At 52.8% G+C, this 26,702-nt stretch carries 21 protein-coding genes and 1 pseudogene; 10 read left to right on the top strand and 12 right to left on the bottom strand.

The genetic code is table 11. The features are described 5' to 3' along the window. Positions 1–225: 225 nt before the first annotated feature. The 4 genes from ABH899_RS12385 to ABH899_RS12370 all read left to right on the top strand — a co-directional run bounded on the left by ABH899_RS12385 (position 226) and on the right by ABH899_RS12370 (position 5,058). Positions 226–906, top strand: a complete 681-nt coding sequence (locus ABH899_RS12385) for a response regulator transcription factor (RefSeq protein ID WP_369996444.1) — start codon at positions 226–228, stop codon at positions 904–906. Next, positions 903–2,282, top strand: coding sequence for a sensor histidine kinase (locus ABH899_RS12380; protein WP_369996443.1), 1,380 nt, complete (start codon positions 903–905; stop codon positions 2,280–2,282). The genes ABH899_RS12385 and ABH899_RS12380 overlap by 4 nt, the downstream gene beginning before the upstream one ends. A gap of 74 nt (positions 2,283–2,356) precedes the next feature. Continuing rightward, the gene (locus tag ABH899_RS12375; RefSeq protein ID WP_369996442.1) at positions 2,357–4,588 is read left to right on the top strand and encodes an MMPL family transporter; all 2,232 of its coding nucleotides are present in this window, start codon (positions 2,357–2,359) and stop codon (positions 4,586–4,588) included. Between the two features lie 29 nt (positions 4,589–4,617). Next, positions 4,618–5,058 carry a hypothetical protein gene (locus ABH899_RS12370; RefSeq protein ID WP_369996441.1) on the top strand — a complete coding sequence of 147 codons (441 nt, stop codon included), beginning with the start codon at positions 4,618–4,620 and terminating at the stop codon, positions 5,056–5,058. Between the two features lie 59 nt (positions 5,059–5,117). On the opposite strand, the gene ABH899_RS12365 is transcribed toward ABH899_RS12370, so the two are convergent. Further along, positions 5,118–6,332, bottom strand: coding sequence for an MFS transporter (locus tag ABH899_RS12365; RefSeq protein WP_218230358.1), 1,215 nt, complete (start codon positions 6,330–6,332; stop codon positions 5,118–5,120). Between the two features lie 204 nt (positions 6,333–6,536). Here ABH899_RS12365 and ABH899_RS12360 point away from each other — a divergent pair, with 204 nt between their 5' ends. Continuing rightward, a complete protein-coding gene (locus ABH899_RS12360) occupies positions 6,537–7,142 on the top strand; it encodes a TetR/AcrR family transcriptional regulator (RefSeq protein ID WP_369996439.1) in 606 nt (201 codons plus the stop codon). A gap of 136 nt (positions 7,143–7,278) precedes the next feature. Beyond that, on the top strand, positions 7,279–8,148 hold the full coding sequence (locus tag ABH899_RS12355) for an AraC family transcriptional regulator (protein ID WP_369996438.1): 870 nt from the start codon (positions 7,279–7,281) through the stop codon (positions 8,146–8,148). A gap of 60 nt (positions 8,149–8,208) precedes the next feature. Here ABH899_RS12355 and ABH899_RS12350 read toward each other — a convergent pair whose 3' ends face one another. The 9 genes from ABH899_RS12350 to ABH899_RS12310 form a co-directional block, all read right to left on the bottom strand. Further along, a complete protein-coding gene (locus ABH899_RS12350; protein WP_369996437.1) occupies positions 8,209–9,846 on the bottom strand; it encodes a DUF4179 domain-containing protein in 1,638 nt (545 codons plus the stop codon). After that, the gene (locus ABH899_RS12345) at positions 9,818–10,405 is read right to left on the bottom strand and encodes an RNA polymerase sigma factor (RefSeq protein ID WP_369996435.1); all 588 of its coding nucleotides are present in this window, start codon (positions 10,403–10,405) and stop codon (positions 9,818–9,820) included. Before ABH899_RS12345 ends, ABH899_RS12350 begins: the two co-directional genes overlap by 29 nt. Positions 10,406–10,595: 190 nt before the next feature. Then, positions 10,596–12,281: a dihydroxy-acid dehydratase gene (ilvD, locus tag ABH899_RS12340; protein ID WP_369996434.1), complete on the bottom strand. Its 1,686-nt coding sequence runs from the start codon at positions 12,279–12,281 to the stop codon at positions 10,596–10,598. 114 nt (positions 12,282–12,395) lie between these two features. Then, entirely contained in the window at positions 12,396–13,127 is a 732-nt protein-coding gene (locus ABH899_RS12335) for a phosphonate ABC transporter ATP-binding protein (RefSeq protein ID WP_369996432.1), read from the bottom strand. Between the two features lie 254 nt (positions 13,128–13,381). Continuing rightward, positions 13,382–15,796: a glycosyl hydrolase family 18 protein gene (locus ABH899_RS12330; protein WP_369996431.1), complete on the bottom strand. Its 2,415-nt coding sequence runs from the start codon at positions 15,794–15,796 to the stop codon at positions 13,382–13,384. 303 nt (positions 15,797–16,099) lie between these two features. Further along, entirely contained in the window at positions 16,100–16,702 is a 603-nt protein-coding gene (locus tag ABH899_RS12325) for a TetR/AcrR family transcriptional regulator (RefSeq protein WP_369996430.1), read from the bottom strand. A gap of 1 nt (position 16,703) precedes the next feature. Then, on the bottom strand, positions 16,704–17,438 hold the full coding sequence (locus tag ABH899_RS12320) for an MBL fold metallo-hydrolase (RefSeq protein ID WP_369996428.1): 735 nt from the start codon (positions 17,436–17,438) through the stop codon (positions 16,704–16,706). Positions 17,439–17,616: 178 nt separating this feature from the next. Then, complete coding sequence (locus ABH899_RS12315; RefSeq protein ID WP_369996427.1) at positions 17,617–19,746, bottom strand: catalase; 2,130 nt, start codon at positions 19,744–19,746, stop codon at positions 17,617–17,619. Between the two features lie 199 nt (positions 19,747–19,945). Beyond that, complete coding sequence (locus ABH899_RS12310) at positions 19,946–20,041, bottom strand: YjcZ family sporulation protein (protein WP_369996426.1); 96 nt, start codon at positions 20,039–20,041, stop codon at positions 19,946–19,948. A gap of 246 nt (positions 20,042–20,287) precedes the next feature. Between ABH899_RS12310 and ABH899_RS12305 the strand changes: the two are divergent. From ABH899_RS12305 to ABH899_RS12290, 4 genes and pseudogenes are all read left to right on the top strand, one after another. Beyond that, positions 20,288–21,073: pseudogene (locus tag ABH899_RS12305) on the top strand (sugar phosphate isomerase/epimerase family protein); the annotation flags it as partial. 48 nt (positions 21,074–21,121) lie between these two features. Then, positions 21,122–22,696, top strand: a complete 1,575-nt coding sequence (locus tag ABH899_RS12300; protein ID WP_369996502.1) for an FAD-dependent oxidoreductase — start codon at positions 21,122–21,124, stop codon at positions 22,694–22,696. A 202-nt stretch (positions 22,697–22,898) separates the two neighbouring features. Next, positions 22,899–23,156: a hypothetical protein gene (locus ABH899_RS12295; protein ID WP_369996424.1), complete on the top strand. Its 258-nt coding sequence runs from the start codon at positions 22,899–22,901 to the stop codon at positions 23,154–23,156. Positions 23,157–23,295: 139 nt separating this feature from the next. Beyond that, on the top strand, positions 23,296–24,516 hold the full coding sequence (locus tag ABH899_RS12290) for a GNAT family N-acetyltransferase (RefSeq protein ID WP_369996423.1): 1,221 nt from the start codon (positions 23,296–23,298) through the stop codon (positions 24,514–24,516). An 89-nt stretch (positions 24,517–24,605) separates the two neighbouring features. Here ABH899_RS12290 and ABH899_RS12285 read toward each other — a convergent pair whose 3' ends face one another. Together ABH899_RS12285 and ABH899_RS12280 are read right to left on the bottom strand one after the other, a co-directional pair. Beyond that, positions 24,606–26,153 carry an FAD-dependent oxidoreductase gene (locus tag ABH899_RS12285; protein ID WP_369996421.1) on the bottom strand — a complete coding sequence of 516 codons (1,548 nt, stop codon included), beginning with the start codon at positions 26,151–26,153 and terminating at the stop codon, positions 24,606–24,608. A gap of 108 nt (positions 26,154–26,261) precedes the next feature. Continuing rightward, positions 26,262–26,504 carry a YolD-like family protein gene (locus ABH899_RS12280; protein ID WP_009673767.1) on the bottom strand — a complete coding sequence of 81 codons (243 nt, stop codon included), beginning with the start codon at positions 26,502–26,504 and terminating at the stop codon, positions 26,262–26,264. Between the last annotated feature and the right edge of the window lie 198 nt (positions 26,505–26,702).

Raw genomic sequence — 26,702 nt, 5'->3', positions numbered from 1 at the left:
CATTATGTTAACCTTTACGCTTTTCTGATAAGCGCTTTCAGTTCATCTCCTAAAAGCCACCGTTATAGGAAATTTGTCCTAGGTAACTAATTCGTCATAAAAATTCATATTCCTCTCCTTATTTTTCTGGGTATACGGAATTATTCAAATTTTAAGACAATTTTTACATTCGCCAGGATTCGAGTACAATAATGGAACAACCATTCCCTTTAAGAAGGTGTTAGCTTGAAAACTCATCTCTTGATTGCCGATGACGATGCGCATATCCGTGAGCTTCTGCAATTTATTTTCAAAAAGGAAAATTACCTCGTTTCCGAGGCAGCTGACGGCGAAGAAGCCGCCGCGCTGCTGGAACGGGAGCAAATTCATCTCGCGGTTATCGACGTAATGATGCCGGGCAAAAACGGACTGGAGCTTTGCGAAGAAATCCGCAGCTATTACGACATCCCGGTTATTTTACTCACCGCCAAAGGTGAACTTGAGGACAAGGAAAAAGGATATTTGTCCGGCACGGACGATTATCTCGTAAAACCGTTCGAGCCTAAAGAACTACTTTTCCGGGTGAAAGCTCTGCTGCGTCGGTATCAGCTCGTTTCCTCGGATGCTATCGCACTGAACCGGACCGTTATAGATCGCAAGAGCTATGAAATACATATGGACGGTGAGATCTATGTCATTCCGCTCAAAGAATTTGAACTGCTGGCTCAACTGGCCAGTCAGCCGGGACGCATTTTTACGAGGGAACAGCTTCTGAAACTGGTTTGGGGAGCCGACTATGAAGGAGGCAGCCGGACAATCGATGTGCACATCAAACGGCTGCGGGAACGTTTTCACGAGAAAACGAGCGACTTCGTGCTGACAACGGTGCGCGGCCTCGGCTACAAATTAGAGGTCCGCTCCACATGAAGACCTTATATGTACGGATCGTTATCACTTTCCTTCTGATCGCCGTGGTCAGCAGCGCGGCCGCACTTCTCTTCTCCAACGGCTACTACTCCGCCAAGCTCCGGGACTATAACGAACAGAAGATTTTAAGAATTTCTCAGGAAATCCGGGGCCTGTACGAGGAAATTCCGGGACTTGGGCTGGGCGAGTATTTGACCCGCATCGCCAATATGGGGTTCCAGGTTTACGCGGTAGACGACGAACTCCGGGGAACTTTTTACGGGTCGCCTTTTAAACATAAGGAGATCGAACGGGACACGATTGTCCGCGTGCTGAACGGCGACACTTATCACGGAGTTATGGAAGAGCGCCACCTCCTCCTCGTCACGGGTTTTTTCGAGAACAGCATCCGCAACAGCATCGGTCTTCCGGTTAGAAGCGGCGGCAAAACCATGGCCTTGTTCATTCGTCCAGACATGGAACAGCAGATCGGAGAAGTCCGGATTCTGATGGCGCTTCTGCTCGGTTTCACGTTTCTGCTCAGTCTGGTGCTGATTATTGTTTCCACCCGCTTTATCGTTAAGCCCGTACAGAAATTGACGGAAGCCACGAACAAAATCGTAGGCGGAGACTACAACATCCAAATGGACGTCACGCGGCGCGACGAAATCGGCAACTTGGCCCGGCATTTTACGCAAATGGCGCAATCGCTGGAGAAACTCGATCAGATGCGGCAGGAGTTTGTCGCCAATGTCTCGCATGAAATTCAGTCTCCTCTCACGACTATTCAAGGTTTTGCCCAGAGCATCCTGGAAAAAGGCGCTACACCCGAGGAAGAACGAAGATACCTCCGGATTATTGAAGAAGAAAGCCGCCGGCTGTCGTCCCTCAGCAAAGAGCTTCTGACGCTCGCCGCTCTGGACAAAGAAACGAGTGCCCTCAAACCTTCTTCCTTCCGGCTGGACGAGCAGATCCGCCAAATTTTCATTACGACGGAATGGCAGTGGACAGAGAAAGAGCTTCAGCTTCAGCTGGATCTCCCCGAACTGGTCATTCGCGCGGACTCGCAGCTTCTGCATCAGGTGTGGTTGAATCTGATTGCCAACAGCATCAAATTTACCCGGCCGGGAGACACAATCTCCGTTCAAATCCGGCAAGAACAGCAGGGCATCCTCGTCTCAATCGGAGATACCGGACCGGGTATCCCTCCCGAAGACCTCCCCCATATTTTTGACCGCTTCTATAAAGGGGATAAATCCCGCAACCGCTCCCGCTCCGGCAGCGGCCTAGGACTGTCCATCGCTCATAAAATCGTCACCTTGCACAAGGGCAGTATCGAAGCAAACAGCCTTCCGGGCGAAGGAACGGTATTTCAGATCCGGCTTCCTCAGCTGTAATCTTCCGTTCATCGTCCGTTCATAATCCTGTCCTACAATTCATTTGAGAATAAGGACAGGAGGTTATGAACATCATGAACAACCCGTGGAACAAACTCGCGCGCGCCGTGAGCTCCCCCCGAGGGGCTAAAATCGTCGCCGCCCTATGGATAATCGCGATCGTGGCACTCAGCCTGGCTGCGCCGGGATCGAAACAAGTTGCCGTAAGCAGCGGAGAAGGCAGCGCCTTTAGTCAATCGCCTTCGGAAGAAGCTCAAAAAATGATGGATGAGCGGTTTCCATCCGAGGACGGTTTGACGGCGCTGCTCGTTTTTCACGGCAAAAATTCGATTACCGCGGAAGAGCGATCGAAGATCGCCGCTATCAGCGAATGGCTGGCCTCTGCCGGAAAACCGCCGCAGATTGCCGGTGCGCTCCCTTTTCACACGCTGCCCAAAGCGGTCCAGGACAAGATGTTTTCCGATGACGGAACGACAATCCTGCTGAACGCCGCTTTCCATAAGGATTTGGAATCCGGACAGATATACGAAGGGCTTCAGCAAATCCGTACGCAGGTCGAACAGACGGGAATCGGTTCGCTCGATTTCAAGATCACGGGCCCGGCCGGCATCGCGGCTGACACCACTTCCCTCTTCAAAAACGCCGACTTCGTCCTCATGTTCGCTACCGTTGGCCTGATTCTGGTGATTCTCATGATCATTTACCGGTCACCGCTTCTTGCCGTTATCCCCCTGGTCATTTCCGGTATGGTCTACATGGTCGTGGACCGGATACTCGGCCTTGCCGGGAAATACGGCTGGTTTCTCGTCGACAAACAGGCACTGTCCATCATGATGATCCTGCTCTTCGCCGTGCTGACCGATTACTGCTTGTTCGTACTAACCCGCTATAGGGAACAACTCCAGACGTCCGCGGACAAGTACGAAGCCATGCAGCATGCCCTCAGCCGGGTGGCTGAGCCGATCCTGTTCAGCGGCGGGACGGTCCTTATCGCCATGCTCACGTTGTTTACGGCCGTTTTCAAGCCGTACCACCATTTTGCGCCCGTTTTCTCGGCAGCCATGGCCGTTATCATGCTCGGCGGCCTTACGCTTATCCCCGCTGTCTTTGCCCTGCTGGGACGGAAAGCGTTCTGGCCTTTTGTTCCGAAGCTTTCGAAATCTTCAGCGGGCAAGGCAAGGGGGTTTTGGGCTTCGATGGGCGGATTCGTTACGCGAAGGCCCGGTTTAACGGCAGGCATTCTGCTCCTTGCCCTGCTCGCGTCTTCACTTTCCGTTACTTCGATGAAGCATTCGTTTAATCTCTTGAAATCTTTTCCGGACAGTACTTCGTCCCGTCAGGGCTTCGAGATTCTTGAAACCAAATTCCCGCCGGGACAGCTCGCTCCGGTATCGGTTCTTTTAACTTCGGAGAAAAGGCTGCCGCTTGACGCCGCCTTTTACGAGAAGGTCGCCGCCCTGACCGGCCTCTTAAAAAATCAGCCGGGCGTGAACGCCGTCTCTCCGGAAATTACGCCTGCTTTACCCGCAAACGGTGCGCAGCTTCCGAAAAATGTGTTATCTGCGGATGGAACCGCCATGAAACTGCAGCTGACGCTGGAGAGCAATCCGTACGAACCGGTCTCGCTCGATCTGATCGGTCTGCTTCGCGGCAGCAGTCCGGCGCTTCTGGAGAAAAGCGGACTGAATCCGTCCGAATTTACCCTGCATTACGCAGGACAAACGGCGGTGCAGCTTGATGTCAGGAATATGAACAAGCGGGATACGATTCTTCTTTTCTCTCTGATCACGCTTTTTATTACGATTATGCTGCTCATTCAGACCCGATCGTTTAAACATGCGCTCACCATGATCGCCACGATGCTGCTGTCCTACACGGCTACACTCGGCCTCGGCTGGATGATCTTTCATTTCGTGCTGGGTTATGATTCCATCAGCTACCGCTTGCCGGTATACACCTTCGTATTCCTGATCGCGCTGGGCGTCGATTACAACATCATGCTCGTATCGCGCATCAAAGAAGAGGCGGCACGGTACCCTTGGAAAGAAGCCGTAAGCCGCGGCGTCGCTTTGACGGGAGGAGTAATCTCATCCGCCGGGCTCATTCTGGCCGCTACCTTCACGGTGCTCATAACTCAGCCGCTGCAGGAGCTCTTTCTGTTCGGCTTGACGATGGCCCTCGGCATTCTTCTCGATACGTTCCTGGTCCGGGGCATGCTTCTACCCGCTCTGCTCATGTTTACCGGGGAGCGCAAAAACAGCGCGATGAAACGCGAAACCGTGACAGATCACATTGCGCCCCGGTAATAAAACTAAACTCAGGAGGAGCTTTTGACATGTTCGGATTGATGTTATTTCTTCATATAACGGGTTTACTGGGTTGGCTGGGTGCTTTGCTCGGTATTCTTGTCACCATGCTTTTGCTAAGAAAACAACTGGGCACACCCGATGCAAACAGTCTGGCCGGAAAAACGATCCGTGTATTCGGACGAATCGCTCATCCCAGCTCGATTCTCGTTCTTCTCAGCGGAGTTTACCTCATTCTCCAAATGGGACTCGGCTCCGGAAAGCCGTTTTGGCTTCAAGTGATGGAAAAAGGCGGAGGCATGATCATTCTGCTCGCGGTCATCTTTACAGCCGTACTGGGCAGCAAAATGAACAAACGGTTGAACTCAGCGGGCGGGACTTCCGTCCGATTAACCGGCTACCTCAGTATGGTGGGAGTCTTCATGTTTCTGATCGTTTCGGTTATTCTTGTCGTCAGCTTGAAGCTGTAAACCGGCTTTTTCGTAAAAAACAAAAAAAACGCCTTTTACGGCGTTTTTTTGTTTACCTTTTAATTAGATCCGCCGGCCGGAACCAGCTTGCGTTTGTTTTTGCTGCTCCAGGAGGTCGAAATGATGAAAGAAATGACCAGGATAACCGCACCGAACATGTACGGAAGGTTAATTTGTACGTCGAACAGGATACCCGCGATGGCAGGCCCGAAAATATTCCCGAGGCTCATGTACGCATTGTTCATACCTGCGACGAAGCCCTGCTCATCTCCCGCCATTTTGGACAAGAGTGTATTGATTGCGGGGCGCATGATGGAAGTCAAGGTGAAGAACAGCATGGTAATCACTAGAATATACCAGAAGTTGCCCGAGAGAAGCATCAGAATCAGACACAGCGCCGACAGGATAAAGGTCAAGTTAATGAGCTTCTTCTCTCCGAAACGGCGGATCAGCTTATCGATCAGCATCGCCTGAATAACGGCGCCGATCAACGCTCCGACGGTAATCAGAATCGAAATGTCCTTCGCTGTGTAACCGTACTTGTTATCCACGAACAGCGGGAATACCGCTTCAAAGTTAGCCAGACCGAAGGTCAGGGCGAACACAAGCAGCAGCAGGATGAAGTACGGGGCTTTAAACGACTGTCCCAGCTGGATAAAAATGCTTTCCTTCTTCACTTGAGACGAACGGTTAGCGGCAAGCTCTTCTTTGGACAGCGACTCCGGCAGAACAAGCAGGGAACCGATCATAGCCAAAGCGCCGACCGCGGATGACACGTAGAACGGAGCCCGCAAACCGAGTTCCGCCAGAAACCCGCCGATGCCGGGTCCGATAACGAAACCGAGCGACATGGCCGCCCCGAGCATCCCCATTCCTTTTCCGCGTTTCTCGTCGGTTGTAATGTCCGCGATGTACGCCATCATAGACGGAATCATGGCAGCTGCACCGATACCGCCGATGAGACGGGAAGCATACAGCATCCAGACTTCGGTAGCCATGGCGAAAAGCAGATTAGAGACCGTGAACAGTGCCAGACCGGACACGATCATTATTCTGCGGCCGTATTTATCCGACCACTCTCCCCCGATCGGAGAGAAAATAAACTGAGTAAGACCGAAGGCCGCGACGAGGTAGCCCGCTGTTTTGCCTCCGAGACCAAATTCTTTCAAAAATTCAGGCAGGACCGGAATAATAAGTCCGATACCGAGCATCGCGATAAACATATTGATCATCAAGATGACCAACGGCGAGCGGCGGTTTTTCATTGTGCTCATTTGGATTCTCCCTTCAGCTATCCTTATATAAGGGTAACTGCTTCTTTTTGTATTACAGAAGTATAGCGCACAGATTAACTTTTAGTCAATTTGTAAAGTTGTAAAGTTTTTTTTATAAGATAACTCTCCGGGACAGGCTTGACTTTGAACAAATCTCATTCCTATGATAAGGTTGGTATTTAATGCTTAACCGAGGTGAAAAGATTGCCGAGAAATCCAGAAAGAGACCAGGAAATCCGTAAAGAACGCTGTGATCAGATCTTGTCCGCGGCGGTCGAGCTCTTTGCCAAAAACGGGCTCAGCTCCACGAAGATTTCGGATATCGCCCATAAAGCCCACATGAGCCACGGCCTTATTTATAATTATTTTCAGTCCAAAGAAGAAATTTATATTTCGATCGTAGAGAAAAATTTGTGCATCCTGACGGCGCTGTTCGAACAGGCGCATAGGTTGCCGGTTGCTTCTTCCTACGAGAAGCTGACTTGGCTGCTGGATCAAGTCTACAGCGAAAGATGGGACGACGCCGTGTTCTACCAGGTCGTCGCCGATCAGATTCTTACTTCCGATTCCGTGTCGGACCAGCTGAAAACTTCCGTACGCACGAGCATCGGTGACAATTTGAAACTGCTCACCCGTATTTTCCGGGAAGGTCAGGAGAAAGGTGAATTTATCCAAGGAGATCCACGCGAGCTGGCCTTCTATTTTATGAATATGATCCAGGCCGTACTGCTTGCGGAGACAAGAGGGATTTATTTTACGGGCACTCCCCTGCACCGCAATTTGCTTCAGCTCTTTTTGCCGAAAGCCTGAAAAGCCAGCCAGATTTTCAGCCGGTCGCTCCATATAAGGACGGCCGGCTTTTTGCGCCCCCTGCAATACGGGGCACGAATTGTCGGATGCGAAAAAACGGATTCTGCTATTGTAAAGTTGAAAGGAGGTCATGAGCATGAACGGGCTTGAAAAGATGAACAGTGCCCTTGCGTACATCGAAGCAAATCTTGCGAATGACATTGATTTCAAAGAAGTCGCCAGACTCGCGGTGTGCTCGGAGTATCATTTCAAACGGATGTTTTCGACCCTTGCGGGAGTTACGCTCTCGGAGTATATCCGCCGCAGACGTCTTACGCTTGCAGCCTTCGAGCTGGCCAACACGGACCTCAGACTGCTGGATGTGGCCGTTAAATACGGCTACAGCTCTTCGGATTCTTTTGCGAGGGCATTTCTCAGTCTACACGGGATTAATCCTTCCGAAGCGCGTACTCGTGGACAATCTTTGAAAGCTTACCCGCGCATGACCTTCCAATTAACGATACAAGGAGGAAGCGAAATGAATTATCGTTTGGTAGAAAAGGATGCATTCCGGATCGTCGGGTTTAAAAAAAGGGTACCCTTGATCTATAACGGAGTTAACCCCGAGATCGCCGCTATGTGGGAAAGTTTGAATATGGAAACGATCCGGCTGCTGAAATCATTGTCTAACGTGGAGCCTTCCGGGCTCATCAGCGCATCCGTAAACTTCTCGGAAGGGCGCCTGGAATCCGGGGAACTCGATCATTATATCGGCGCGGCAACGACGAAGGACTGCCCGGATCACTTGACACAGTTGGAAGTTAAAGCTTCCACCTGGGCGGTATTCGAAGCGGTCGGACCTTTCCCGGAGACGCTTCAAAATGTTTGGGGCCGTATTTATTCCGAGTGGTTTCCATCCTCCGGCTATGAAAGTACGGAGGGACCTGAACTGTTATGGAACGAAAGCAAAGACACCAGTTCCCCGACCTACCGAAGCGAAATATGGGTCCCTGTTGTGAAACAGTAATTTCTTACTGAAATAGCGTCACAAAAAAAGAGGCCGACAAAGTTGGCCTCTTTCATTTATTTAATTACTCTTCCCCTTTTCCGACAACTCCAGTTTCCAGTCCGTATTCGTATACTGTTTGCCGACGACCGTTCTGACAAGAATCAGTTTGTCCGGAACGGGAGTTAGAGCCGGAAAACGGAATTCGAAAGGCTTGTAGTTTTCGGTGGTGCTACTCAAAACCGTAACCCCGTCTTTCCAATTATCTCCCTTTGGACTCAAGATTCCTCTGCCCTGCGTGGTAAATTCGCTCTTGTCAGCAGTTCTTACCACCCACTTATCGAAGGAGAATTCATTTCGCAAATCCCCCTTTACATGAAGACTGCTTTCAAGTTTATCTCCGTCGCTAGTCGGCTGATTTACCGTCATAAAATCGTTTAAAACAAGTCGATCTTCCTTCCATTCGAGTTTAATCGGTTCTTCTTTCAGCCTCCGAGGGTTAAACTCTACTGTAGTTCCGTCCGTTTCGGCAACAAAATATCCGTCTAAAACAAACTTGTATGGCGAATCGATCGGCAATTCCTTAAATGTATAGCTCCAATGCATCAAGCCAGGTTTGTTGCCGATGGTTTTTCCATCGATCATTACACTGTCCATCATCGGCATTTTTCTGGTATTGACACTATGAATTTCATTTCCGGCCAAATCTTCAAAATGAAAAGACAGTTTCTGTTCCTTCCAAAGTTCTCCCGGTGATCGTTTCAAGGCTTCCCCGCTAAGCTCGGTATCGAATTCCAGGCGAACGCCCTGTACCATCCGTGTTAATCGTTTTAAACGCACGGTCATTCCATCCGGGCTTGTATATTCTCCTTGCAGCGGAGTAATGTGCGTTCGTTTATTGGCTTCTTTTAAATCCAAATTAAAAGTAAAATCCCAGTTACCTTGTGTGATGATGGAAGCGTTGGTCTGGGCATTTCCTAATTGTTCAATCGTTCCTTCTACGGTAAGATGATCTGTCTGCACCGGTTCGGGGAATATAGCCATCATGTAATAAAAGTCGTTCGTTGATCCATAATCGTACATTTCGCCGACTTTATTTCCTTTTTCATCCTTAATAAAAATATGATTTTTATTATAAAAGGCGATGTTATGCCGGTCGTGCTTTCCATCTGGTCCAAACAGTTGAAGCGCTACAACTACTCTGGTCGAATCCGCGACAGCTTCGTCGATTTTCAGCATGTACCCCTTGTCTTTCACTTCAATATTTGGATGCTGCACCAATCCGAGTTTTTGAGCTTTCAATAAACCGGTATCCGCGTTGTTTCCGGCAAACAAGGACCGGACGATGTCCGCCAGCGTAGGGGCGGAAAAGAAGGTTGCGGTACCCATGAACAGCACAAGCGCTGCCGCGGCGGCTGCAAGCTTCCAGCGTTTTTTTAGGCCCTTTGGTTCTTTCACCGAAGTTTCCGCGGCCGTTACGACCGAATCCTTGAAAAGTTCTTCTTCGGAACTGATCGAAAGCATCACCCCTTCGGTAAAGGCAGCGGGAAGCACGTTCGGATAAAGCTGCCGCATCCAGTTCTCTTGTTCTTCCATCCACTCGGTATAACGGTTCCGGCAGCCTTCGCAATCGGCTAAATGATCTTGCATGTTCACCGAGCTAACGTCCGCCCCCTTCAAAACCGCTTGTTCAAAATCTTCCGGCTTCAAGCATTTCATGGTCGATCCGCTCCTCTCCAAGCATCATTTTTTTTAGTTTCAGCCTTGCCCGGTACAGATCGTTCTGGACCTTGCTTACAGGGCAGCCCATGATCTCGCTTATTTCGGCGTAATTAAGATCATTGGTATATCTAAGCAGCAGGACAAGCCGGTAATTGCCCGGGAGCTTGGAAATTCTATGCTGCATTTCTTTCTGCTTTTCCGACAGCAATAAAATCTCTTCAGGCCCTTTTTCTGTAGTCTGATCCTGTTCTGCCAGCAGTTCCGTCGGAATCTTTTTCCTTTTTTTCGAATCCTTGAATATATTTGCGGCAATTGTGTATAACCAGGCCGCAAAGCTTTTGTCCGGATCGTGCCGGTCGAGCTTCCGATAAGCCTTAATGAAGGCATCTTGTGTCAAGTCTTGAGCATCCTGAGGTTCGGCACCCATCCCGCGCAGCAACATGTATACTTTGTTTTTGTACCTGTCGACCAAGTAGGCATATTCGTTTTTATTTCCCCTCAGCACACCTTCGATATGCAACTTCTCCGTTCCGCGTAAATCTTCGCTTGCTTCCAATGTCTGCCCCCCTTATCTCTCCATACTCTATTGACGGTCGATGGCGCTTCAATCTCTCACTCGGTTCAATACAAGATCTGGAATAGGGAAAAATACAGCTAAAAAAAGAGCCCCGTTATCAACGGGGCTCTTTCACGTCCGGTTTGCGCCATAAGAGCGCAGCGGGTGCGATTGATATAAATAAGTGCGATTAGATCTTCATGACGCCGCCAGTACTGGCGTTGGTTACCAGCTTGGAGTAGCGGGCGAGGTAGCCGGTTTTCACTTTCGGCTCAAACTCTTTCCAGCCTTTGCGGCGCTCTTCCATTTCTTCGTCGCTGACCTTCAGCTCGATTTTGCGCTCGATCAGATCCAGTTCAATGATGTCGCCGTCCTGAACGAAGGCGATCGGTCCGCCTTCGGCCGCTTCCGGCGAAATGTGGCCGATGCTGATTCCGCGGGATGCGCCGGAGAAACGGCCGTCCGTGATCAGGCCGACTTTGGCGCCGAGGCCCATGCCGACGATCTGCGAAGTCGGAGCAAGCATTTCCGGCATGCCGGGACCGCCTTTAGGGCCTTCGTAGCGGATGACCACCACGTGGCCTTCTTTGACTTTACCGTTAGCGATGCCGTACAGCGCATCGTCTTGGGAGTCAAAGCAGATGGCCGGTCCGACATGGCGTCCGCCTACGGAAGGGTCCACCGCACCGACCTTGATGATGCTGCCGTTCGGCGCCAGGTTGCCGAACAAGACGGCAAGGCCGCCACGCTCGGAGTGCGGGTTATCCAGCGTGTGGATAACATCCTTGTTCAAAATCTCCGCGCCGGCCACGTTCTCGGCAAGCGTCTTGCCGGTTACGGTGATGCAGTCGCCGTGGATAGCGCCCGGCTTTTTGAGAAGCTCGTTGATAACCGCGCTTACGCCGCCGGCTTCGTGGATATCCTCGATGTGCCAGTCCGATGCCGGAGCGACTTTGGACAGATGCGGCACACGGTTCGCCACTTCGTTGATGCGCTCGATCGGATATTCGAATCCCGCTTCATGAGCGAGAGCAAGTGTATGGAGAACGGTATTCGTCGAGCCGCCCATTGCCATATCCAGCGCGAACGCGTTGTCGATGGCTTCTTTCGTGACAATGTCGCGCGGCTTCAGATCGAGCTTGATCAGCTCCATAAGCTGCGTCGCGGATTGTTTTACGAACTCTCTGCGCTCGGGAGATACGGCGAGAATCGTGCCGTTGCCCGGCATAGCCAGTCCAAGCGCTTCACACAGGCAGTTCATGGAGTTCGCCGTAAACATGCCGGAACAGGAACCGCATGTCGGACAGCCGTATTGTTCAAGCTCAAGCAGAGCTTTATCGTCGATTTTACCGACCTGGTAGGCGCCGACGCCTTCGAATACGGAAGTCAGGGAGATCGAACGGCCGTTGCTGTCTTTACCCGCTTTCATCGGGCCGCCGCTTACGAATACGGTCGGAATGTTGACGCGAAGAGCGCCCATCATCATGCCCGGAGTGATTTTGTCGCAGTTCGGGATACACACCATACCGTCGAACCAGTGCGCGGAAACGACCGTCTCCAGAGAGTCCGCGATAATCTCGCGGCTCGGAAGGGAATAACGCATGCCGATGTGGCCCATGGCGATGCCGTCGTCCACGCCGATCGTGTTGAATTCAAATGGCACGCCGCCCGCTTCGCGGATAGCTTCCTTAACGATTTTACCGAATTCTTGCAGATGAACGTGACCCGGTACGATATCAATATAAGAGTTGCACACCGCGATAAACGGTTTGCCGAAATCCTCTTCCTTGACTCCAGCCGCGCGCAGCAGGCTGCGGTGCGGTGCCCGGTCGAACCCCTTCTTGATCATATCGCTTCTCATGCCTTGTTTAGCCATCTATGATTCCTCCCGCTTCTATCAAGTGCATTGCCGTTTTACTGCATTAAAAGGAATTGTATCACGGATAATCCTTTTTTGCCTATCTTTTTTACAAAGGAATGTCGAAAAATATCAATCGAAAATTTTCGCGCGCTCCATTGAGGAGAGCTTGCGGCCCGCGATGTCCAGAACGATCTTCCCTCCGGCGAGGCCCCAGATGCGGCTGGCATACCGCTCCGCGAACTCCACGTTGTGCAGGGAGCAGACGACCGTTACCTTCTCCCGCTTGCACAGCTCGCGCAAATCTTTCAGCACGCTGTTGGCGGCTTCGGGATCGAGACCGGATACCGGCTCGTCCGCAATGACAATTTTCGCGCCCTGCACGAGCGCCCGCGCGATCGAGACCCTCTGCCGCTCTCCCCCGCTCAAATCCTCGACCTTTTTCTCGGCTTTATCGAGCAGGCCGACTTTCTCCAGATAGTCCATGGCAAGCACATGCTCGTCCCGGGCATTCGTGCCGGTTAACACGCGCATGACGGACTTTTCGTAAAACCGTCCTTTCAACACGTTCTTGACGGCCGTCTGCTTCCGGTCCAGCGCCGGGCTTTCTTCGATAAACGCCCAATCCCGCTTCAGCTTGAACTTCTCGGTGATCCCGAGCGACGTAATGTCCCGGTCGTTATAAATGAACTGGCCGTCGTCCCATTTTTCTTGCAAAGCGATGCACTTCAGCAGGGTCGTTTTTCCGCTCCCGCTTGCGCCGACAAGCCCGATCAGCTCGCCTTCGTCGATTTGTAGCGATATTTTGGAAAGGATCTCCTGTCCCGTGGTCAGCTTCTTGGTCAAATTGCGTATCGTCAACATCAGCCGTATGCTCCCTCGTCTCCGTTAGGTGCACACGCTTACAACTGCGTGCGTCAGCCTTTGCTAGTTTCACCTATTATAGCAAAAACACGGTCGATGAGGAATCGTTTCGTCAGGCGGACGTGCGGAACCCTCCCGCCGGTGTCCGAAAGATGACATCCGCAGAAGGGTCCGCAGCTACCGCTTATGAACATTTAGCTTCCCGGATTAACCGGCCGGATCGCCGGAATGTCACGGAAGACGTACTTCTTCCTTTACTTTTTCAAACTTGCGTTAAGCTGATCGCATTCGGCGGCGGTAACGTTCTGGCCGCACACCGCAATCTGATCCTTCGGCTTGCCGTCCGAAACATCGCTGACCAGCTTGTTGCCCAGGATATGGTTCAGTGCGTTGAGGTTATAGCCGTTGTCCTGCTCAAGCTGCCATCCGAAAATACCGGCAAGCCCGTTGTCCTTGGCATACTGCGTTTTAAGCGCGACGGTGCGCGGTGTTTCCACGGTGATGAAGGAGCCGATCGGATTCACGAGATAATCGGCATTGGCCGCTTTGTCGGTGTAAAGCTTATAACCGTTCTTAGGCTTCAGATCTTTATCCAGGTAATTCTGATAAAGGTCGTAACCTTCGACGACTCCGGCTTCCCATGAGCCTACGCCGGCGATGCCGAGGATCAGGCTTTTGCCTTTCCAGGCCAGGTCTCCGAACGTCGATTTACCGATTAAACCGTTCGTGTATTCCGTAATGTCTCCGTTTTTCATCGCTTTGGAGCGGTGATAGTTGGCGATGCCGATCATGATTTTATTGGCCGGAACGCCGTATCCTTTAAGCAGCTTGACGGTTGTATCCAGAGAAAGATCCACATGCTTGCCCGTTGCGGGGTCCTTGGAATTCGGGTTGGGATACAGCGGCGTGTGATGGCCAAGCTCCCGTTCCCAGGCTCCGCTCAGATCATAGGTCATTGCATAGAGACGGTTGAGGTATTTGCTCGCTTCGGCCCAGTCGATCTTGGCCAGTTTTTCTTCCGTAGCCGGAATCGCGCTCGACAGGCGGTATTCTTTGCCGGTTTTCTTGGTGAGCCAGTCGAGGCCGGCCCGCAGTTCTTTCAGAAGCTTAATGTAGTTCTCGGGATCGTCCTTGCGTGCCATCCCTATGACGGCACCGTCGGAAGCGGGATATTCCCAGTCGATGTCGACGCCGTCAAAACCGAACTGTTCCAGGAAGCGGACGACGGAATCGACGAACGCTTTGCGGCGCGTCGTATCGGAAGCCATCCACGGAAAGCCTTCGCTCAGCGTCCAGCCGCCTACGGAGAGATCCAGCTTCAGGTTCGGGTTCGTTTTGCGGAGCTGGTAGAGCGCGCCGAAGACACCTGCGACATCGTTCGGATCGAGATCGTACATGCTCTCGGTCCCCGTGATTTTGCCGCCTGTCTGACCGGGAAGCGTCCGCAAGAAAGCGGCTTCAAAATCCGCGATAGCCATCGCTCCGTCAGGCAGGTTGCTCTGCTTGCACGTCCGGTTGACCGATGCCGGCGCCGTGGTCGGGAAGCCCGGGTCCTGCGTGTTCTGGGCAGCCGGGAAGCAGACGCCCGCGAAGCCGTAGACAAGCCGGTTCACGTTCTTCACCGGAAGCTTGCTGAAATCGAACCGGCGGCCGTAGATGGCCCAATCACCGAGGTACTCGACGACTTCCTGGCCGGCGCTCATTTCATAGGTGTTGTGCTGCAGCGGCAGGGTGCCGGACGGAAGCTTGCCGACACGTCCGCCCGTATCGGCGTCAAAGCCGGGATGGTTGCCGCCGGGATCGGTGGCGGGATCGATGCCGCCTTTGGTGCCGCCCGTTCCCGTGCCGGAGACGGGATGTCCGGCGCCGATTGCGCCCGTCGGGTTAATTTTGCCGACGTTGGTGTTGCCGGTTCCCGGGTTCGCCGTACCGTAATCTATGTTGTTCGGGATGGACACCGGACAAAGATCGTTGCTGATTTTGCCGGCTACTTCCCACATGTTATAGATAGTGTCGTCCGGCGCTACGCCGTGTACGTCGGAAATGGCTCTGTATGCCTTTCCTTTATAACCGACAATTTTGCCTTTGGCGTAAATTTTCGAAGCGCTCCAATCCGGCGCGCAGAAAGGCGTCGTCGGTTCGGGCTTGGTCGGATCCGTCGTATCGAGCTTCCAGAGCGTCGGCGTCGTAGCCGGCTCCCAGCCCACAAGAGCGGTATGAGCTGCAAGGGCTTTATACGTCTTGCCGTTGTAAGTGACGAGGTCGCCTACTTTATAGGCGGTTCCGGCCTGCCAGGCGGGTGCTCCCGTACCTGGGCTAGGACTTGGACTCGGGCTTGGATTAGGACTTGGACTTGGGTTAGGGCTAGGACTCGGATTGGGACTTGGACTTGGGTTAGGGCTAGGACTCGGTGTAGGGTCTTCCGCTTTTTTCCACAGCGAAGCTACGTTCGGAGGCTCCCAACCGTTCAAGGAAGTATGAGGCTGCAGGCATTCATACGTAACACCGTTGTAGGAAACAAGATCTTTCGCTTTGTAAGCCGTGTTCGGCGCCCATTGGGCGGCCGCTCCCGATGATGTCGAGGGATAAAGGGGAAGTAAACTGAGCAATAAAGTGACCAGCAGCAGCAATGGGAGTAATTTCTTACCGTACGCTTGCGTTGCGTGCATAAAATAACTCCTTCCACTATTTAAATTTTGTGCGGTCCTTGCCTTCCCTGGCAGGCGTAAAGATTCTTCGTCTCCTTTCCTGTAAATTGTATAAAAACTCCCGGAATTTAAGGAGCTTATACCGGTGCGGGCGCAGAAGCCATGATCCTATTTTTAAATATGGAAGCGTTTTCCACAAGGGGGACATTCGCATCATGGAGGGGGAATTATATCCATTTTACTGGAAATTAAAAAGAAGCCCGGAAGGCTCCTTTTTATAAAGCGGATATACGGATCGGAATCTGCCGCATCAGGAAGAACTTTCTATTTGGCAGCGGGATTCGGCGGACCGGTTTCTCCTTGTTTCATCACGTGAATGCCGGCCAGAAAAGCCGAGATAAGCAGCTTCTGGCTCACCTCCACCGAAAGCGCGATTCCGAAGCCTCCGGAACGCTCGATGGACGAGAAGCCGTGCAAAATGCTGCGAAGCCCTCTTGTCGCGTGGATAGCCGCATCCCCTTCCAGTCCGTAGTAGCCGAGTACTCCGACGATGAGGCGGACAATCTCGGCCGAAATACGCTCCAGCTCGCTCTCCTTCCGGTCGGGTGCGCGGAGAGTGGCTTCGTAAAGGCCGGGATGTCTGCGAGCAAAGGCCGCATAAGCTTCCCCGAGGGCAAAGACGGCCTCATCCCCTGCCATTCCTTCGACGGCAGCGGCCAAGTCGCCGTGAAGGATCGAAAGACTGTAGAGAGCGAGTTTGGCTCTCAGTGCGCCAAGTCCTTCAATATGATTGTACAAAGAAGGCGAACGCACATGGAGCTTCTGTGCAAGCGAAGCCAAGGTGACGGCTTCAAAACCTTGCTCGTCGGCCAGCTCGGCAGCCGCTCTGAGAAGCGTTTGTTCATCGAGACCGATTCTAGGTGACATTTTAATGAGATCTCCTTCCGTTTAGCGAGGGGGCGAGATTGCGTTCGGCAGCGGCAATGGCCAGATCCAGCTTGGCGGCGGGGTCGGGCAGCATTGCTCCATGACCGACCGCAAGCAGAGCCGGCGAATAGCCGCGAAGCTTTTTGACGCTTTCCAGCGCTTCGTGTTTGTTCCAGGTAGCGAGAGCCGGAAACGGGAAAAACAGTTTAACTTGACCCGAAACCGCTATCCCCGCTCTGAGCTGCAGGGCATCGCCCGCGATGACGGCATTGCTGCGGACATCGAGGAAGCTCATGGAACCCGGCGTATGACCCGGTGTGGACAGAGCAAGCAGGGAACCGATCCGGTCACCTTCCTTCAGCAGCACGTCGGGGACGGTCGTCACTTTCTTCGGAACGGCCCCGCGCACCGGCATCTGAGGCTCATCCGGATCAAGAGTCGCGTCTCCCTTGAGCAGGCGTGCGTCACGGGCGGAGATAAATACCTCCGCTTGAGGCAGCAGACGCTTAAGCTCGTCGAGAGCGCCGACATGATCCTCATGCGCATGTGTCAGGACGATCCGTTTAATCGGTTTGCCGATTCCGCCGGCCGCTTTCATAATGCCTTTGGCACTGAAAGGCATCGCCGCGTCTATGAGCGTTAATCCGTCCTTTTCTTCCACCAGGTAACAGTTTACCGGAAACATCCGGGGTAAAAAAGCCAGTTGGTAAAGATCGCCTTCACGAGTTATTTTCATTGAAATGTTCCTCCGCTTCTCAAAACTAATCTTGTTAGTTTTATAATAACTAATACCATTAGTTTTAGCAAGCCATAATTTTATTTTCATTACCCTCATGACAAATAAAAACAAAAAGACCCCTGAATTGTCAGGGGTCTTGCAAGCGAGGCCTTGTCGAAGCTGAGCTTCCTTCGCCTTATTTCGCCTGCGATTGCAGGCTGCGGTTCCAGTGGCGGTGCTGGGCGACGGCAGCCGCGAAATCACGGCTGAAGCCGGCTGCTTCATCCGCGCGATCCGCCGCCAGCACGCCCGGCTGAATTTCCGGCGTGGCCGTGGCCGGCGGACTACCGGCAGCCGATCCGGCGATTCCCGCTGCGGCGAGAAGCTCCGTGCCTTCACCTACAGCACCGATGGTCTTGTAGTGCTGGAAGGCTTCTTTGATGAAGTCCGCCGTTTTGGAATCCGCCAGAAGCTCATCGGCGCTTTGGCGTCCCCCCGCTATATAGACAGCATCAAACAGCACGGAATCGGCCGTGAGAAGGGAATGATCCACTTCCAGCGGATTTCCGCCGTCGCAAACGATCGTGCCGAGCTGCACGCTAATCACTTCCGGCACGAGACCGGCCGCCTTCAACGCTTGGAGCATGCCGCTCACTTCTTTGCCGCGGAAGCCGTTGCCGGCCAGCACGGCCACTTTGCGGGTCAGAGGCGTTTTTACCGTATTCATCTGGCTAAGTGCCGGAGAGGACAGCGTCACGCCGGTGTCGGAAGTGTCTTCCGGCGCTTTGGCACCGATTCCTGCGGCAATCTGCTTCGCCAGATCCACACTCACCTGACTGAACATATCGACGGCCCGCTGGCGGATTTCTTTGGTTTTCACTTTGCCGAGCTCAAACCGGAACGCGTTCACGATATGCTGCTTTTCCACGTCGGACATACTGTTCCAGAACAAGGTCGCCTGGCTGAAATGGTCCTTAAAGCTGTCGCTGCGCGCCTGGATCTTGCGGCCTTCCACCTTCTCCGCGTAGTGAGCGTAACCGCCTTCTTTTTCCGATGCGGGCTCGGGAGAATTGCCTGCCAGCGAGTTTTTATGATAGCTGACCGGACCGCGGTTGATCGTCATCCGGTGCATGCCGTCGCGCTGGTTGTTATGCACGGGAGCAACCGACCGGTTGATCGGAATTTCGTGGAAATTCGGACCGCCCAAGCGGGAAAGCTGAGTATCCGTATAAGAAAACAGTCTGCCCTGAAGCAGAGGATCGTTCGTAAAATCAATCCCCGGAACGACATGTCCCGGATGGAAAGCGATTTGCTCGGTTTCCGCGAAGAAATTGTCGGTATTCCGGTTCAGCGTCATTTTACCGATGATTTTCACCGGAACCTGTTCTTCCGGCCAGATCTTGGTCGGATCCAGGATATCGAAGTCAAACATGAATTCGTCTTCTTCTTTGATAATCTGAACACCGAATTCGAATTCCGGGTAATTGCCCGTCTCAATGGCATCCCACAAATCCCGGCGGTTGAAATCGGGATCTTTACCCGCCAGCTTCTGCACTTCGTCCCACACCAGGGAATGTACGCCCAGCAGCGGTTTCCAGTGGAATTTGACGAAATGCCCTTTGCCCTGTTCGTTTACGAACCGGAACGTATGTACCCCAAATCCCTCCATCATCCGGAAACTGCGCGGAAGCGATCGGTCCGACATCGCCCACATCACCATATGAGCCGTCTCGGTATTGGAAGTCACGAAGTCCCAGAATGTATCGTGCGCGGATTGGGCCTGCGGAATTTCATTATGTGGCTCCGGTTTGACGGCATGGATAAAGTCCGGGAACTTCATGGCGTCCTGAATAAAGAAGACAGGCATGTTGTTTCCGACGAGATCGTAATTGCCTTCTTCCGTGTAAAATTTCGTAGCGAAGCCGCGGACGTCCCGCACGGTATCGGATGAGCCGCGCGACCCGGCAACGGTCGAGAAACGGACAAAAACGGGCGTTTTTACGGAAGGATCCTGCAGAAATTTCGCTTTTGTATACTCCGTCATAGGTTCGTATACCTGGAAATAACCGTGTGCCCCAAATCCCCTTGCGTGTACGATGCGCTCCGGAATACGCTCGTGGTCGAAATGAGTCATTTTTTCCCGGAAATGAAAATCTTCCATCAAAGTCGGCCCGCGCACCCCGGCCTTCAAGGAATGCTCATCCTCGCTGACTCGAAGTCCCTGGTTGGTCGTCAACTTCTGCCCGGTGTCGTCCACCCTGTAGGGTTCAAGCTGTTTATCCTTGCTTTGTTCGTTTACAGGCTCGCGCTGATCGTCTTTTTTCATCGGACAACCTCCTTTGATTTGTTCAGGAAATGAACTCTTCTACTTAGTAACCTGTTTCTGATAAAGCCAAACCGAAATCGCGATGAGAAAATATGACATAACCTTCCACATCGATCCTTCCTACAGGAAGCTTGCGCTTAAAGTCACAAACAAAAAAATCCCTGCCTGGCCGGCAGGGATTCCGATCACTGCGTTTCGTCTAGTACAAGAAAGTGCGTGAGATAATGACCAGCAGAATGAAGAGAACCAGAATAACACCTGTGCTGGTACCAAGGCCAAATCCACCGTAACCCATTCGTCAACACCCTTTCTTTGTTGGGATAGGATATCTTATGCAGCAAGTGACTGTTATTTTTGGACTCCTTTCCCGGTTCCCGGAAATTTCCGCAGGAACTTGGCGAGCCGTGAACCGCATTCCGGCCAGGTCGGCATCAAACTACCAGAAATGGTCATGACATTGACCTACTAAGAGGGAGGCTCTCCTTTTACAATAAAATAAATTCGCCCCGCAGCGGGCCGACAACCTGGAGGTTACATCTTGATGAAGCTGTCTTTAAGCATGTGGAGCATGCACCGAACGACCCGTGAAAATCAGGGAACCGTCCTGGATTTTCTCACTTTTTGTCAGCAGGAAGGCATCGGCCAGGTCGAACTTCTGGATGTCTTCTGGAAAAACAAAGAAGCCGAAATTCCGGCGGTTCTTGCCTTCTTGAAAGAAAACGGAATAACCTTGTCCAGCTATGCCGTCGGCAACGATTTCGTAAAAGGAACTCCCGGCGAAAGAGCCGAAGCGCTGCGCGTTGTAAAAGACGGGATCGAGACGGCAGACAGGCTGGGCACGTCGGTTGTCCGAGTTTTCTCGGGAAATATGTCCGACGCCTATACGTTCGATTCCGCTCTTGAGTGGATCGTATCCGGCCTTGGGGAAGCGGCGGCTTTAGCTGAACAAGCGGGCATTACCCTCTGTCTGGAAAATCACGGCAAGCTGGCCGGTAAAGGGGATCAGGTCCTCGAGATTTTAAAACGAGTCGGCTCGCCTGCCCTGAAATCGACCTTCGATACGGGAAACTTTCTGCTCGTAGATGAGAAACCGCTCCATGCGCTGGATGTTCTTCTTCCTCACATCGGGCATGTACATATTAAGGACTTTGCCGAGACACCCGAAGGGCGATATAAAGCACTGAGCGGTAAAACGTATGAAGGCGTCTTCGCCGGTGAAGGGGAAGTCCGGCTCGACGTGATCGTTTCGAGGCTGAAGGAAGCCGGGTATAACGGCGCCTATGTCCTCGAGTACGAAGGAACCGGAGACGAAGCCGAAGGAGTCCGTAAAAGCTATGAAAACTTCAACCACCTTGTCCAAAGGAGATTAACCCCCATGACACCCATTCAACTAGCTGATGTCGTCATTATAGGCGGAGGCACCGGCGGCTTTGCCGCAGCGCTTGCGTCAGCCGAGTCGGGTAAAAGCGTTATCCTGACCGAAGAAACCGTGTGGATCGGCGGACAGCTCACCAGTCAGGCGGTCCCCCCCGACGAACACCCGTGGATCGAAAAATTCGGCTGCACCCGTACATACCGCAGGTTCCGCGAAGATGTCCGCAATTATTACCGGGATTATTTCCCGATGAAACCTGAATCCAAAGCGATAACGGAGCTTAATCCGGGCAGCGGCTCCGTAAGCCGGTTGTGCCATGAACCGAGAACGGCGCTTGCCGTTCTCCAGCAGATGCTGGCGCCTTACGTTCACAGCGGTCAGGTGACCATCCTGCTCCGGCACATTCCGGTAAATGCGGAAACGGACGGGGACGCGATTACATCGGTTGAAGTAAAAAGCCTGGACAGCGGTGCTCTGACCATCCTGAAGGCCCCTTACTTCCTGGATGCAACGGAATGCGGCGATCTGCTGCCGCTGGCAAAGGCAGAGTATGTGATCGGCGCGGAATCTTACGCGGAAACCGGAGAACCGAACGCGGTAGTCGGAGATCCTCTTCCCGGCGATATGCAGGGCTTTACGTACTGCTTCGCGGTGGATCATCTGGAAGGCGAACATCACGTCATCGAGAAGCCCGAGATGTATGACTTCTGGAAAGCGTACAAAGCGGATTTCTGGCCGGATCGCCTGCTTAGCCTGATAGGTGTCAAGCCTGCCACGAACGAGCCGGTCCGGTATGAAATTTTTCCGGGGACCGAACACTTCTCCCTCTTCCGGTACCGGCAGATCGCGGACATGGAGCACTTCCGCGAAGGAACCTACCGCAGCAGCATTTCGCTCGTCAACTGGCCGCAGAACGATTACTGGCTCGGTTCCATTATCGACGTTCCCGAAGAAGAGAAGCAGAAGCATCTGTACGAGGCCAAGCAGCTATCGCTCTCTCTCCTGTACTGGCTGCAGACAGAAGCGCCCCGTCCGGACGGCGGCACCGGCTACCCCGGCCTGCGTCTGCGCAAAGATGTCGTCGGCACGGAGGACGGCCTGGCGATGTATCCTTACATCCGCGAGTCGCGGCGGATCAAAGCGGAGTTTACCGTGCTGGAGCAGCACGTCGCCACCGCCTGCAGACCCGACGGCCGGGCCGAAGCGTTCGCGGACAGCGTAGGAATCGGCTGCTACCGCATCGATCTGCATCCGAGCACGGAGAACCGTCCGTATATCGACGTCTCGTCCCTGCCGTTTCAGATCCCGCTCGGCAGCCTCATTCCGGTACGCGTGCGCAACCTGCTGGCCGCGGGCAAAAACATCGGCGTCACGCATATCACGAACGGCTGCTACCGGCTTCATCCCGTCGAGTGGAATATCGGCGAAGCGGCCGGATACTGCGCCGCCTACTGCATCGACAACGGCATGACGCCGAGCGAGCTTCGCGGCAATCCTGACGAACTGGCCAAATTCCAGTCGCACCTGGCCAAAGCCGGCATTGAGCTGGAATGGCCTGCCCTTCGGCCGGTCTAATTCCCCCTGCGAGTCCGACCTGATCGGGCGGGAGGATCTCCCGCTTGCATTTTATGATGAGAGCCTCTGGGAGATCAGTCAGTCCCCCAAATTCGGTAAGCCTTCAGACCTTTCTGGAGGCTTTTTTTGGTAAGATAAAGCACCGAACTCACGTTTTTTTGTTATAATCGGAAAAAATGATTGTCCGTTAGGAGGTTAATGAATGGCCGGCTCTCTTTCCGATGATTTATTCATCGGCTCCATTATTTCCCTGTTAATCTGGGGATGCACCAGCGGCATTTTTACGAGGTTTAATCTGACTCATACGGAAGACAGGTACATACACCCTCCGGACGCCGAGGAGTACTTCTCTCACAAACCCGACAAAAAACCTCTCCTGCACGCTTTCCGTTCCTTCTATTTTATTGCGGCCGTACTCGGTTTTGCCGCCTCCGTTGTCGTTTCGTACCTTGAATTTTAACCCTTCGCGGCCTCTTTTTTCTCTGCGCGCGCGTTTTCGATGCTGATTACTCCCCGGATGAAAAGGGTAAGCTGAAAATTGGGAGTCCCTGCATCCTAATGGGATCCCTATAACGAAAGCCCGATACGGAGGTACGACCATGAGCCGCCGGAAACTGCAGGAAAGACTCAAAATGAAGAGCGTGGAACCCCAGCACGGAGAACAGTTCAACCATTTGCTCCGTTATGTGTTCCAGGTTACGAACCATGATTTACAAACGTTCGGCTGGGAAGACCGCGAAATCGCCCAGGCGAAGCTTCCGGTGCTGAAGCAAGCCGATGTCCTCGGCTGGTTTGATGAAGACAAGCTGATATCACAGCTGGCCGTGTACCCGTTTCAAGTGAATATTTTCGGCCGGATATACGATATGGGCGGTTTGACGGGCGTCGGCACTTATCCCGAATACGCCAATATGGGCCTTATGAACCAACTGATGCGGCAGGCTCTTACGAACATGCGAGGACGCAGGCAGTCTATCTCGTATTTGTACCCGTACTCCATCCCGTACTACCGCCGCAAAGGCTGGGAAATTATTTCCGATAAAATTTCGTTCGAAGTCAAAGACACGCAGCTGCCGAAGCTGAAAACGGTCCCCGGCAATGTGGAACGGGTGACGATCGAACACCCCGATATCAAAACCGTGTATCAACGCTTCGCTTTACAGAACCACGCCGCCATGTTGCGGAATAATTTGGCCTGGGAAGAATATTTGCGCTGGGATCTCGACGACATGACCGTGGCCATTTATTACGATGCGGATCATGAGCCTTCCGGGTTTTTGCTGTATTGGATTGCGGGCGAAATTTTTCATATGAAAGAAATGGTTTTTCTTGATGAAGAAGCCCGGACGGGCCTGTGGAATTTCATAAGCGCTCATTTCTCCATGGTCACCTATGTAAAAGGCCATACCTACAAGGACGAACCGATGTCCTTCCTCTTGGAGGACGGGGATATCAAAGAAACGATTGCGCCTTATTTCATGGCGAGGATCGTGGATGTGAGCCAGTTCATTGAACAGTATCCGTTCCAGGCGCAGGGGGAAGAATGCAAGTTAACTTTCAACCTGCATGATCCCATGCTGGAATGGAATCAGGGTACGTTCACTTTGACAGTGGACAAAGAAGGTCAAGGCCGGCTGGCCGACGGGGGCGGAACTCCTTCCGCTTCCTTCGATATCCAGACGCTGACCACGATGCTGATGAGCTATAAGCGGCCTTCTTACCTGCAGCGGATACGCCGGTTTCACGCGGACAAAGAGTCGGTTCAGCTGCTGGAAAAGCTGATTACGAACGAGCAGCCTTATTTCTCGGATTACTTCTAAGTGTCACGATTCCCGCCGCAAGCTTCTATGAGAAAACACGCCAAAAAAACCGTTCCTAGCCGGAGCGGTTTTTTTGGGCATTCCGCCTTCTAATCATCCAGTTCCACTTTCGCCAGCGGCTTCAAAGCGGGCCCCTCGATGACTTCGCCCGTGTAGGCGAAACGGGAGCCGTGGCAGGGACAATCCCATGTCCGTTCGGACGCGTTCCAGTCCACTTCGCATCCCAAATGCGTACAGGTCGTGTCGACCACGTGCAGGCTTCCTTCGCGGTCGCGGTAAGCGCCCGCTCTTTTCCCCCGGACCCGTACGACGGATCCTTCATCCTCGCGGAGTTCGCCGGTTTCTTTCGTGGGAAATTCGAGCTTGCCGGAGATAAGCTCTTTGGCGACGTTCGCATTTTCCACCACAAAGGTTTTAATCGACGGGTTCGCGTGAAACCGGGAGGGCGAGAACAAATCCGTGTAGGGGCTCTCTTCCCCGAGAATGAGCTTCGCGTTCAATTGGGCGGCGGCAACGCCCGTGCTCATTCCCCACTTCTTATAGCCCGTGGCGACGTACAGATTCGGAACGTCATCCAGCTCCTGTCCGATGTACGGGATCGTATCCAGCGTGTACAGGTCTTGAGCCGACCAGCGGTACGCGATTTCTTTCACCCCGAAGGTTTCTCTCGCGAATTTCTCAAGCGCTTCGTAATACTGGAACGTGCAGATGCCCTGGCCCGTCTTGTGGCCTTCTCCGCCCACGATCACCATCGGCTCGCCGTTAATCAGCACGGACCTCAGGGAGCGCTTCGGCTTATCGGCACTGAGGTACATGCCTCCGAGATAACGCTTGTCCGTTTTGACCGCGAGCACATAAGAACGCTCTGCGTAAAGACGCGCGAAATACAGCCCGTGCAGGTTGTTAAAAGGAAAGTGAGAAGCGGATACGACATGCAAGCTGCTGACGGTAAACCCGCCGCTTGTCTTGAGAACGGAGGGACTCCCCGGCTCGTATCCGGTTACGGTGGTTTCCTCGTAAATCCGCCCGCCTTTGCGCACGATTTCTTCAGCCAGATGAGTCAGAAACGGGACCGGGTTGTATTGGGCCTGATTTTTCATCACGACCGCCCCTTTCGTTTCGAAAGGGAGATCGGTTTTTTCTACATAGCTGCCGGGGATTCGCAATTTCTCGTAAGCTTCGTATTCTTTGAACACTTTGTGCAGAGAAGAATCCGTATCGGTGTACACAAAGGCATCCTGTTCTTCAAATTGGCATTGAATGTGGTGCTCCTTGACCAGATGACGGACGAACTGAAGAGCGTCTCGGTTCGCCTCGTAGTACAGCCGCGCTTTTTCTACGCCAAAGTCGGAAATATACTGATCGTAGATCAAATCGTGCTGGGCTGTAATTTTGGCGGTCGTATATCCGGTCGTCCCGTGTAAAATGCGACCCGCGTTCAGAACCGCGACTTTCAAGCCTTTCATGGCCAGCAGGTAGGCCGTCGTCAGACCGGTTATTCCGGCGCCGACGATAGCGGCGTCTACCCGGATATTTTCGTTCAGCCTGGAATAGGAGGGAATTTGGGCGGAAGCCAGCCAGTACGATTCCGGAAACTGGGGGAAAGCGGCGGCTGATCTCGAATTCGTTTCGTTCACGTGGATTAGCTCCTTTTACCAATATTCTCCTAACTTCTCCAGAGTGACCTCATTCTATTCGTTCCGCACAAAGTAAAAAAGCACCCTGCCGGATGCTTCTAAGGCTAATCAGGCGTTATCCACCTGCATAATGTCCATAAAAGGAACTTTCGTCAGCTGTTCGCCGTCCTGAACGTGTACGAGTCTCGTCCGGGGATCCATGACCGTAATTCTGCCGTAGACCTGCTCCTCCCAGCCCCATACCGTGAGAAGAATTAATGAATCCTCGTCCTTCGCTTCCACCAGCCGGTTACCGAGTTCTTCCAGCTCGAACTCATCCCGGGTCGGACGTTTTACTTTTGCCTTTGCCATTATACCTCCTGAATGACGGTCTTACCTTCTGCCGTTTATCTTTCTATCTTACCATGTTTATGGGTTTCTTCCAACGGTTTGGAAACTCACGTTCCTATTTTCTTCTCGCGCTAATGTAAAAAAAAGCCCCTGCCCGGTTTGCACCGGACGAAGGCTCGGATTGTTGGACGGCTTATGTCCGTAAGCATCTGCAGCCAA

Origin of the sequence: Paenibacillus sp. RC84 (genome assembly GCF_041260495.1) — a bacterium.
Lineage (GTDB): Bacteria > Bacillota > Bacilli > Paenibacillales > NBRC-103111 > Paenibacillus_F.
Note: the sequence above shows the minus strand (reverse complement) of the source record. Positions and strands in the feature narration are given on the sequence as shown.

What these genes read in the sequence shown, in the direction of transcription:
- ABH899_RS12380 (WP_369996443.1), top strand. Translation starts at nt 903, where the DNA reads ATGAAGACCTTATATGTACGGATCGTTATCACTTTCCTTCTGATCGCC.
- ABH899_RS12375 (WP_369996442.1), top strand. Translation starts at nt 2,357, where the DNA reads ATGAACAACCCGTGGAACAAACTCGCGCGCGCCGTGAGCTCCCCCCGA.
- ABH899_RS12325 (WP_369996430.1), bottom strand. Translation starts at nt 16,702, where the DNA reads ATGTCACCTAGAATCGGTCTCGATGAACAAACGCTTCTCAGAGCGGCT.
- ABH899_RS12335 (WP_369996432.1), bottom strand. Translation starts at nt 13,127, where the DNA reads ATGTTGACGATACGCAATTTGACCAAGAAGCTGACCACGGGACAGGAG.
- ABH899_RS12315 (WP_369996427.1), bottom strand. Translation starts at nt 19,746, where the DNA reads ATGAAAAAAGACGATCAGCGCGAGCCTGTAAACGAACAAAGCAAGGAT.
- ABH899_RS12280 (WP_009673767.1), bottom strand. Translation starts at nt 26,504, where the DNA reads ATGGCAAAGGCAAAAGTAAAACGTCCGACCCGGGATGAGTTCGAGCTG.
- ABH899_RS12355 (WP_369996438.1), top strand. Translation starts at nt 7,279, where the DNA reads ATGAACGGGCTTGAAAAGATGAACAGTGCCCTTGCGTACATCGAAGCA.
- ilvD (WP_369996434.1), bottom strand. Translation starts at nt 12,281, where the DNA reads ATGGCTAAACAAGGCATGAGAAGCGATATGATCAAGAAGGGGTTCGAC.
- ABH899_RS12310 (WP_369996426.1), bottom strand. Translation starts at nt 20,041, where the DNA reads ATGGGTTACGGTGGATTTGGCCTTGGTACCAGCACAGGTGTTATTCTG.
- ABH899_RS12350 (WP_369996437.1), bottom strand. Translation starts at nt 9,846, where the DNA reads ATGAAATGCTTGAAGCCGGAAGATTTTGAACAAGCGGTTTTGAAGGGG.
- ABH899_RS12365 (WP_218230358.1), bottom strand. Translation starts at nt 6,332, where the DNA reads ATGAGCACAATGAAAAACCGCCGCTCGCCGTTGGTCATCTTGATGATC.
- ABH899_RS12320 (WP_369996428.1), bottom strand. Translation starts at nt 17,438, where the DNA reads ATGAAAATAACTCGTGAAGGCGATCTTTACCAACTGGCTTTTTTACCC.
- ABH899_RS12290 (WP_369996423.1), top strand. Translation starts at nt 23,296, where the DNA reads ATGAGCCGCCGGAAACTGCAGGAAAGACTCAAAATGAAGAGCGTGGAA.
- ABH899_RS12300 (WP_369996502.1), top strand. Translation starts at nt 21,122, where the DNA reads ATGACACCCATTCAACTAGCTGATGTCGTCATTATAGGCGGAGGCACC.
- ABH899_RS12330 (WP_369996431.1), bottom strand. Translation starts at nt 15,796, where the DNA reads ATGCACGCAACGCAAGCGTACGGTAAGAAATTACTCCCATTGCTGCTG.
- ABH899_RS12295 (WP_369996424.1), top strand. Translation starts at nt 22,899, where the DNA reads ATGGCCGGCTCTCTTTCCGATGATTTATTCATCGGCTCCATTATTTCC.
- ABH899_RS12370 (WP_369996441.1), top strand. Translation starts at nt 4,618, where the DNA reads ATGTTCGGATTGATGTTATTTCTTCATATAACGGGTTTACTGGGTTGG.